12 protein-coding genes are annotated in these 9,258 nt (G+C 59.9%); 2 read left to right on the forward strand and 10 right to left on the reverse strand.

Annotated features, from left to right (window positions below; translation table 11 throughout):
- The coding region (locus QMX98_RS28310; protein WP_348967364.1) for a hypothetical protein at nucleotides 1–942 on the forward strand (942 nt) is incomplete at its 5' end.
- A 135-nt stretch (nucleotides 943–1,077) separates the two neighbouring features.
- Here QMX98_RS28310 and QMX98_RS28315 read toward each other — a convergent pair.
- From QMX98_RS28315 to QMX98_RS28360, 10 genes are all read right to left on the reverse strand, one after another.
- Nucleotides 1,078–1,401 carry a DUF3392 domain-containing protein gene (locus QMX98_RS28315; protein ID WP_010466821.1) on the reverse strand — a complete coding sequence of 108 codons (324 nt, stop codon included), beginning with the start codon at nucleotides 1,399–1,401 and terminating at the stop codon, nucleotides 1,078–1,080.
- A 22-nt stretch (nucleotides 1,402–1,423) separates the two neighbouring features.
- Entirely contained in the window at nucleotides 1,424–2,629 is a 1,206-nt protein-coding gene (gene hemW / locus QMX98_RS28320) for a radical SAM family heme chaperone HemW (RefSeq protein WP_282411722.1), read from the reverse strand.
- Complete coding sequence (gene rdgB / locus QMX98_RS28325) at nucleotides 2,626–3,222, reverse strand: RdgB/HAM1 family non-canonical purine NTP pyrophosphatase (RefSeq protein WP_083375543.1); 597 nt, start codon at nucleotides 3,220–3,222, stop codon at nucleotides 2,626–2,628. Before rdgB ends, hemW begins: the two co-directional genes overlap by 4 nt.
- Complete coding sequence (locus QMX98_RS28330; RefSeq protein WP_282411723.1) at nucleotides 3,219–3,653, reverse strand: DUF4426 domain-containing protein; 435 nt, start codon at nucleotides 3,651–3,653, stop codon at nucleotides 3,219–3,221. Before QMX98_RS28330 ends, rdgB begins: the two co-directional genes overlap by 4 nt.
- 26 nt (nucleotides 3,654–3,679) lie before the next feature.
- Nucleotides 3,680–4,300 (reverse strand): methionine biosynthesis protein MetW, encoded by a 621-nt coding sequence (gene metW, locus QMX98_RS28335; protein ID WP_010466828.1) that lies wholly within the window; start codon nucleotides 4,298–4,300, stop codon nucleotides 3,680–3,682.
- Nucleotides 4,301–4,307: 7 nt separating this feature from the next.
- Nucleotides 4,308–5,447: a homoserine O-acetyltransferase gene (locus QMX98_RS28340; protein WP_154502062.1), complete on the reverse strand. Its 1,140-nt coding sequence runs from the start codon at nucleotides 5,445–5,447 to the stop codon at nucleotides 4,308–4,310.
- A gap of 182 nt (nucleotides 5,448–5,629) precedes the next feature.
- On the reverse strand, nucleotides 5,630–5,926 hold the full coding sequence (locus QMX98_RS28345; protein ID WP_008007416.1) for a DUF167 domain-containing protein: 297 nt from the start codon (nucleotides 5,924–5,926) through the stop codon (nucleotides 5,630–5,632).
- Nucleotides 5,926–6,513 carry a YggT family protein gene (locus tag QMX98_RS28350; protein WP_010466835.1) on the reverse strand — a complete coding sequence of 196 codons (588 nt, stop codon included), beginning with the start codon at nucleotides 6,511–6,513 and terminating at the stop codon, nucleotides 5,926–5,928. Before QMX98_RS28350 ends, QMX98_RS28345 begins: the two co-directional genes overlap by 1 nt.
- A gap of 24 nt (nucleotides 6,514–6,537) precedes the next feature.
- Complete coding sequence (proC, locus tag QMX98_RS28355) at nucleotides 6,538–7,356, reverse strand: pyrroline-5-carboxylate reductase (protein ID WP_010466837.1); 819 nt, start codon at nucleotides 7,354–7,356, stop codon at nucleotides 6,538–6,540.
- Nucleotides 7,357–7,390: 34 nt separating this feature from the next.
- Entirely contained in the window at nucleotides 7,391–8,077 is a 687-nt protein-coding gene (locus QMX98_RS28360) for a YggS family pyridoxal phosphate-dependent enzyme (protein ID WP_010466839.1), read from the reverse strand.
- Nucleotides 8,078–8,134: 57 nt separating this feature from the next.
- Between QMX98_RS28360 and QMX98_RS28365 the strand changes: the two genes are divergently transcribed.
- Entirely contained in the window at nucleotides 8,135–9,169 is a 1,035-nt protein-coding gene (locus tag QMX98_RS28365) for a type IV pilus twitching motility protein PilT (RefSeq protein ID WP_010466841.1), read from the forward strand.
- The last annotated feature ends 89 nt before the right edge of the window (nucleotides 9,170–9,258 follow it).

Genomic DNA, 9,258 nt, shown 5'->3' on the forward strand with positions numbered 1-9,258 from the left:
CGCGATGGCGGTCTGACAGTCAACGAAGATGTTGATTGTTATGACGTCATCGCGAGCAGGCTCGCTCCCACATTTGCTTTATGCCGTGTTCAAGATCGGCGTCTGGCCGCCGAAAGCTCTATGCCCCCAATTGTAAAGGAAGACAAGGTTTTGAAATTCATCCTCGTCTGCATCCTGTTGTTCATCGCCCTGCCTTCAATGGCTCACGGACAGACGCTGACGATCGACGACTACTTTCAACGTGCCCAGGACGCAGCTGATCAAATCAAACGTAACGCGGATGAGTTGGTCAGGCTGGAAGCAAGCGGGGAGCAGGATTTCAAGAACAAGCCCGAGCAAATAGGCAACATGGAAGGTGATCTGGAGGCCTTCAAATACAATTTGAAGATGGCGTCTGACGGTGGGCATCCCATCGCGAGCTATTTGCTGGCTAATACCCTGAGCAAACCGGGCCCTACCGAACAACAGCGCAGGGAAACCTGTGAGCTTTATGAAAAAGCCATGGATCAAGGCTTTTTGGCGGCAGCCGTCGCCTACTTCCATCGGTGCGATCAGGACTCGATGAAGTCTGACCGACGCGATGCCGGTCACTTGAAATATCTGCAGACGCTTGAGGAGCTGCTTCAGGAGCCAGATATTTTTGCTGATTTTTATCCGATGCCGGCCAAGCGCGCCCTGTGCTTTCAGGACTTGCAGCCAGGCTTGTCAAAAGAACGAGTGATAGGGTCCTTGCAGGCGCGTGCTGTCGCATTGATGCTGACCGAAGATCAGTACCGGGCCGAGGCCAATTACATTCTGGCAATGAGCCGAGTCAATGAGAGTGGCAGGCTCGACCGTCAGAATGTTGTGTATCTGGACAAGGCCGAAGCGTTGGGCTGCCACGACTTTATGGGGATCAGTGCCAGGATCCGAAGCGAAGCCAAGTCCGTGGGCAAGCCCTAAAGGGCATTCGCAATACAAAAAATGTGGGAGCGGGCTTGCCAGCGATGGCGGTCTGACAGTCAACGAAGATGTTGAATGTTATGACGTCATCGCGAGCAGGCTCGCTCCCACAGTTGTTTTGGGTGTAGTCAAAGGTCAGCGGCGGTCGGCGACGACGCCGATCAGCACCAGCACCACCAACAACACCGGCGCCAGGCTGTAGTTGTTGAACTGGCTCAGGCCTTTGATGATCCACGGGGTGGCATAGATCAACGCGACGCCGCTGCCGACCATGCACACCAATGCCATCAGCGGGACGCGCAAGGCGCCGGCGATGCTGCCCAGGCGTTGGTCGACCCAGCCTTTGATATCGGCGCCAAACAACACCAGCAGACAGCCCACCAGCGCCAGAGAGATTTCCGACAGGTTGCTGCGGCTCCAGCGGGAGACGGTGGCGAGCAGGTCGAGTATCAAATCCATTCGTTTTCCCCTAAGGCTGAAATCAGCTCAGAAATGTTTGCAGCAAGTCATTGAGAAACAGCTGTCCGCGATCAGTCGCCGCCAGACGTGACGGTTCGACCTGCAACAGGCCGCTTTGTTCGGCTTCCCGCCGGCCTTCGGCGAGGCTTTCCAGCGGCAGTCCGGTGCGCTCCGGATACAGGCGCGATTCCACGCCTTCCGTCAGGCGCAGGGCGTTCATCAGGAAGTCGAACGGCAGCTCGTCGTTGGTCAGCGCTTTCTCTCCGGCCTTGAAGCTTTTCGCCGGGTTCAGGTAATCCTTCGGCAGGCGCGTTTTCCAGGTGCGCACGATGCGTCCGTCCGGATGGCTGAGCTTGCCGTGGGCACCGGCACCGATGCCGATGAAGTCGCCGAAACTCCAGTAATTGAGGTTATGCCGCGCCGGGCGACCAGGCTGAGCATAAGCCGAGACTTCGTATTGCGCGTAACCGTGTTCGGCAAGCAGCGCCTGACCGGCTTCCTGAATGTCCCACAGCGTGTCGTCTTCCGGCAGCGTCGGCGGCTGGTTCCAGAACACCGTGTTCGGCTCCAGCGTCAGTTGATACCAGGACAAATGCGTCGGCTTCAGGGCGATGGCCTGGCGCAGGTCGTTCAACGCATCGTCCAGCGACTGATCCGGCAAGCCGTGCATCAAGTCCAGATTGAAGTTGTCGAACCCGGCCTGACGTGCCATGCCGGCGGCTCGCACCGCTTCGTCACCGTTGTGAATCCGCCCCAAGGCCTTGAGCTTCTCTTCCTGGAAACTCTGGATACCGATCGACAGGCGATTGATGCCCAGCGCGCGGTAGGCGACGAATTTCTCTTGCTCGAACGTTCCCGGATTGGCTTCCAGGGTGATTTCGATGTCGCTGGCGAACGCAATCCGCTGCTCGACGCCTTTGAGCAAACGACCCAGGGCTTCGGCGCTGAACAGGCTCGGCGTGCCGCCACCGAAGAAAATCGAGCTCAGCTCACGACCGTAAACCGCATGCAGGTCCTGATCGAGGTCGGCCAGCAACGCGTCGACGTACTCTTCTTCCGGCAGCACCGGGCTGGCAGTGTGGGAGTTGAAGTCGCAATAAGGGCATTTGCGCACACACCACGGAATGTGGATGTACAACGCAAGGGGCGGCAGCACGGGGAGCGCGGCCCGAGGCGAGGGGGCGGCACCGCCGAAAATCAGCGGTGACGCGGATGAGTCGTGGGTCATATCAGGCCTAGACGCTGGCGCAGCAGATCCATTGCACGGGCGCGGTGGCTGATGAGGTTCTTCTCGCTCGGGCTCAGCTCGGCGCTGGAGCAATCGCGCGACGGCACCCAGAACAGCGGGTCGTAGCCAAACCCGTGTTCACCGCTGGCCGCCGTCAAGATGCGCCCGTGCCACAGGCCTTCGCAGAGGATCGGCAGCGGATCGTCGGCATGTCGCACCAGCGCCAGCACGCAGACGAACTGTGCGCCGCGCTCAGATTCCGGCACATCCTTCAACGCTTCGAGCAGTTTGGCGTTGTTCGCCGCATCACCCTGGCCATCCGCGTAACGAGCCGAATAGATACCCGGCGCACCGCCAAGGAAATCCACCGCTAGCCCGGAATCGTCGGCCAGCGCCGGCAAACCGGAGATGCGCGCGGCGTTGCGGGCCTTGAGGATGGCATTCTCGACGAACGACAGGCCGGTTTCTTCAGGCTCGACGCTGCTGAACTCGCCGATCGAGCGCAGTTGCACCGACTCGCCGAGCATGGCCTGGAGTTCCTTGAGTTTGCCGGCGTTATGGCTGGCCAGTACGAGTTGCGTGAAGTTCATCATTCGCCGGGGAAAAGCTCTTGGTTGAAATTGATGGTGTTGATTTTATCGCCGTTCTGCACCTTGATCTCGAAGGTGCGGACTTCCTGCTGATCCACCGGGAACTGGGCGATGTAGTAGATCGCGCCCTGTTCGGTGATCTGTTTGAATTTCAGCGGCACACTTTGGCTGGTCAGGTCTTTGACCGTCCCGCTGACCTGAGCCATCTGGGGTTTGCCTTCCTTGATTACCGAAACGTTGATCACGCCTTGATTCTTGCTACGGGTGAGCTCCGCGGCTTTAGCGATATCAGGGGTCAGAAAGGTCGAGTTGAAGGTGTTGTAATGCACCGTCACATCACCAAACTTCTCCTGACGATCACCTTTGATGACGTCGGAGGCCATGGCCGTGACGCTCAGGCAGGCAGTAAGTACAAACAGCGCTAGACGACCCATGATCGTTCTCCTTGGAATGTCGTGGTTCAGACCGCGATTTTGTGATCCTGCAACCCTGGGCTGCTGACGCGGTAAATACCGATTTCACCTAATAGATTAGGCCATAGCTTACTGGCCCACCCGTGGCGGTGTTGTTGATCCACGGCCAGCCGATCAATGACCTTGGCTTCACGTTCGCGACACAACGCTTCAAAGTCTTCGAAGGTGCAGAAGTGGATGTTCGGCGTGTTGTACCAGGTATATGGCAGAAACTCCGACACCGGCATCCGGCCCTTGCTCGCCAGGTACCAGCGGCAGCGCCAGTGACCGAAGTTGGGGAAGGTGATGATGCACTGGCGGCCGACCCGCAGCATTTCGTCGAGGATCCTGTCCGGGTAATGCACGGCTTGCAGCGCCTGGGTCATGACCACGACGTCGAAGCTGTTGCTGGCGAAGTTGCCGAGGCCCTTGTCCAGGTCCTGCTCGATCACGTTGATGCCCTTGGCCACGCATTCGGCGATGTTGTCCGGATCGTTTTCCAGGCCATAGCCCGTCACTTGTTTGTTATCGCGCAGCCAGGTCAGCAGTTCGCCGTCGCCGCAACCGAGGTCGAGCACGCGGCTGCCAGCGGGGATCCATTCCTGGATGATTTCCAGATCAGCTCTCATGGCTTTCTCACAACGTAATGCGGTTCATGTAATTGCTGAAGGCCTGCAAGTAACGCGGGATCGGAATCAGGAAGGCGTCGTGGCCTTGCGGAGCGTCGATCTCGAGGTAGCAAACGTCCTTCTTGGCCGCCATTAGCGCATTCACCAGTTCCCGCGAGCGGGCAGGGGAGAAGCGCCAGTCGGTGGTGAAAGACATCACGCAGAACTTGGCCTGGGCATTGGCGAAGGTTTTCGCCAGGTCATCGTCGAAGTTGGCTGCCGGGTCGAAGTAGTCCAGCGCCTTGGTCATCAGCAGGTACGTGTTGGCGTCGAAACGCCCGGAGAACTCTTCGCCCTGATAACGCAGGTAGCTTTCAACCTGGAACTCGACGCTGTGGAAGTCGTAGTTGAGCTTTTCGCTCTTGAGGCCACGACCGAATTTCTCGCCCATCGAGTCATCCGACAGGTAGGTGATGTGCCCGACCATCCGCGCCAGCATCAAACCGCGCTTGGGGATCACGCCCGCCTCTTGGAACGAGCCGCCGTGGAAATCGGGGTCGGTGAGGATCGCCTGGCGCGCCACTTCGTTGAAGGCGATGTTCTGCGCCGACAACTTGGGGGCCGAGGCGATGGCCAGACAATGACGAATGCGCTCCGGGTAGGTGATGCTCCACTGCATCGCCTGCATGCCGCCGAGGCTGCCGCCGATTACGGCGGCCCATTGGCGAATGCCGAGCAGGTCGGCCAGGCGCGCCTGGCTGTGCACCCAGTCTTCCACGGTCAGGACCGGGAAGTCAGCGCCAAACGGCTTGCCGGTCTCCGGATTGATGCTGCTGGGGCCGGTGGAGCCGTTGCAGCCGCCGAGGTTGTTCAGGCTGACCACGAAGAATTTGTTGGTGTCGATCGGCTTGCCGGGGCCGATGCAACTGTCCCACCAACCGGGTTTGCGGTCGTCGGGGCTGTGGAAGCCGGCAGCGTGATGGTGACCCGACAAGGCGTGGCAGATCAGCACGGCGTTGCTCGCCGTGGCGTTCAGCGTGCCGTAGGTTTCGTAAATGAGGTCATAAGCTGGGAGCGAACGGCCACAGGCCAGGGCCAGGGGTTCACTGAAGTGCGCCACTTGCGGCGTCACCAGACCAACAGAATCGGCGGGAAAGGCAGTTGGCATCGACCCTGCTCTCGTTGAAATGAGGCGTAAGTCTAAAGACCGGTGGGGTCAGCGGCAAGCAAAGGGCGGGCCTGATTTCATTCAGCTGGACCGAGACGCGGCATTCGCGGGCAAGCCTCGCTCCTACAGGGATTGCGTCATCTTGTAGGCGCGAGACTTGCCCGCGAAGAACGATGACGCGGTTAACCTGCCGGACGCAGCAGATCCGGCAAATCCGGCAGCTTCTTCGGCGAACAGATCCTCACCCGCTTCTGCCGGTTCAACTCCCCGCTGATCAAACTGACCTGACTCTTGGACACCCCAAACGCCTTGGCCAGAAACGCCATCAGATACGCGTTGGCCTTGCCTTCGACCGGCGGTGCGGTCAGGCGAATCTTCAGCCGATCCCCGTGCAGCCCGCAGAAGTCATCGCTGCGGGCTGCCGGTTGCAGGTGACATTCCAGAATCAGATCATCACCGTCCCAGCGAAAGTAGCTCATCAGATCAGGCCGAGCAGCCCCATCGGCATCAGGGCGAAGTTCGCAAGGCGCGGGATCAGCCAGCTTTGCAGCAACTGGATCACGATAAACGCGAAGATCGGCGAGATGTCGAGGCCACCCAGGTTCGGAATGATCCGACGGAACGGGGCGAGTACTGGTTCAGTGATCTGCGCGACCAGTTCTGCACCTGGGTTGTGGCTGCCTGGGGCGACCCAGGACAGAATCACGCTGATGATCATCGCCCAGAAAATAATGTTCAAGAACAGAGAGAAGAGCGCGATCAGGGCCCATGGCACCAGGAACAGCCAGTCGACCATGAAGCCTTTGAGCAGCAGGATCACCGCGATCAGCAGCATTTGAATGATCAGCGCCAATACCAGTGACGACATGTCCAGCCCGAACATGCTCGGGATGACCCGGCGCAGCGGCTTGAGCAGCGGTTGGGTGGCCTTAACGATGAACTGGCAGAGCGGGTTGTAGAAGTTCGCCCGGACCAATTGCAGGATGAAGCGCATCAGTACGATCAGCAGGTACAGGCTGCCCAGGGTTTTAATTATGAAAATGGCAGCGTCATTGAGTCCAAGCATCATTAATTCCTTTGTAAGAGCTGATTAGCGGCCAAGTTGCTCAGCCATCTCGGCCGAACGGTGCGCAGCGGCGCCGAGTGCTTTTTCGACCAGCGCTTCAAAGCCGCCGGCCTGGAACGATTTGATTGCCGCTTCCGTGGTGCCCGCCGGGGACGTCACGCGACGACGTAATTCAGCAGCGTCGACATCACTGGCAACCGCCATGTGTGCGGCACCCAACGCGGTTTGTACCGTCAATTGTGCGGCGATGTCCGCTGGCAGGCCGAGTTTCACGCCAGCGGCGGTCATGGCTTCGATCAGCAGGAAGAAGTACGCCGGACCCGAGCCGGAAACGGCGGTGACCGCGTCCAGTTGCTGCTCTTCGTTCAGCCACAGGGCAATGCCGACGGCCGACAACAGCTCTTCGGCTTGCTGACGTTGCTCAGCGTTTACTTCGGCCGTGGCAAACAAACCGCTTACGCCCTGACGCAGCAGCGCCGGGGTGTTGGGCATGCAGCGCACGATCGGCTGGGCGCCGAGCCAGTTGTTCATGCTGGCGCAGGTGATGCCGGCCGCAATCGAAACCACCAATTGATTCGGTTTCAGGCTTGGGCGAATCGCTTCGCACACGGCTTTCATGGCCTGCGGCTTGACCGCCAGCACTACCACGTCAGCGTCTTGAATGGCATCGGCATTGTCGGCGAATACTTCAACGCCATGTTCAGCCTGCACCTTGGCGCGGGTTTCGGCGCCCGGATCGCTGGCGCGGATCTGTGCGGCGTCCAGGCCTTTGGCGCGAAGACCGCCGATGAGGCTGGCGGCCATGTTTCCGGCACCGATAAAGGCAATACGAGTCTTGCTCATGTCAGGTCCTTATCAAGAGAGGCGTCAGCCATTGTCATGGTTGACCGTAGTCGCGGGCGCCAAACAGGGCCGTACCGATGCGGACCCAAGTGGCACCCTGGGCGATGGCCGACTCGAGGTCGTGGCTCATGCCCATGGAAAGTGTGTCGAGCGGCAGATTCAGGCTGGCTTGCAGGCTTTGCACGGCAGCAAAAGCGGCATCCTGGGCGGCGCGATCTTCAGTCGGCTCAGGGATCGCCATCAACCCTCGCAACTTGATGCGCGGCAATTCGCTGATGGACTTGGCCAGGGCCGGCAGGTCGGCCGGGGTGCAGCCGGATTTGCTGGCTTCACCGCTGACATTGACCTGTATACAGATGTTCAAGGGCGGCAGATCGGCAGGGCGTTGTTCGGACAGGCGTTGTGCGATTTTCAAGCGATCCACGGAATGCACCCAGGCGAAGTGCTCGGCGATAGCGCGAGTCTTGTTCGATTGAATGGGGCCGATGAAGTGCCAGATCAAGGGCAGGTCGGCCAATTCGAGCTGTTTGCCCAAGGCTTCCTGCAAGTAATTCTCGCCAAAATCGCTCACGCCTGCGGCATACGCCTCGCGCACGGCCTCGGCAGGCTTGGTCTTGCTCACCGCCAGCAGTTGAACGCTGTGCTCGTCGCGGTGGGCGGCAAGGGCGGCGGCGCGGATGCGCGAACTAACCTGAAGAATGTTGTCTGCTATCGTGGACATCAAAGAGGCGCCGGCGGTTTGAAGGTTGGCGGCATTCTACTGGAATTGAGGAGCGCTATGGATATCACTGAGCTGCTGGCCTTCAGCGCTAAACAGGGCGCGTCCGACCTGCACCTGTCTGCCGGCCTGCCACCGATGATTCGAGTCGACGGCGACGTGCGGCGCATCAACCTGCCGGCCCTGGACCACAAACAGGTGCATGAGCTGATCTACGACATCATGAACGACACCCAGCGGGTGGACTTCGAGAAACACCTGGAGACTGATTTTTCCTTCGAAGTGCCCGGCGTGGCGCGTTTCCGGGTCAACGCCTTCAACCAGAACCGGGGGGCGGGTGCGGTATTCCGGACCATCCCGTCGAAAGTCCTGAGCATGGACGACCTCGGCATGGGCGAGGTGTTTCGCAAGATCACCGAGGCGCCGCGCGGCCTGGTGCTGGTGACCGGCCCCACCGGTTCCGGCAAGTCCACCACCCTGGCGGCGATGATCGATTACCTGAACAACCATCGCCATCACCACATCCTCACCATCGAAGACCCCATCGAATTCGTCCATGAATCGCGTAAATGCCTGATCAACCAGCGCGAAGTCCACCGTGATACCCGTAGCTTCGCCACGGCCCTGCGCTCGGCGCTGCGGGAAGACCCGGACGTGATTCTGGTGGGGGAGATGCGTGATCTGGAGACCATCCGCCTGGCATTGACCGCCGCCGAGACCGGTCACCTGGTGTTCGGCACGCTGCACACCACGTCAGCGGCGAAGACCATCGACCGGGTGGTGGACGTGTTTCCGGGGGACGAGAAATCGATGGTGCGGTCGATGCTGTCCGAGTCGTTACTGGCGGTGGTGTCGCAGACCCTGATCAAGAAGATCGGCGGTGGGCGCATTGCGGCGCACGAAATCATGCTCGGCACGTCGGCGATCCGTAACCTGATCCGCGAAGACAAGGTGGCGCAGATGTACTCCTCGATTCAGACCGGGGGCAGCCTGGGGATGCAGACGCTGGACATGTGCTTAAAGGATTTGGTGACCAAGGGCTTGATCAGCCGGGAGCATGCCCGGGAGAAGGCGCGGACGCCGGATAACTTCTGAGGGGTGAACGCGGACCTGTGGCGAGGGAGCTTGCTCCCGCTGGGCTGCGAAGCAGACCTAAAAACGGGGAGCGCTGCGCACTCCAGCGG

It is taken from the genome of Pseudomonas sp. PS02303 (assembly GCF_029959925.1).
Lineage (GTDB): Bacteria > Pseudomonadota > Gammaproteobacteria > Pseudomonadales > Pseudomonadaceae > Aquipseudomonas > Aquipseudomonas mandelii.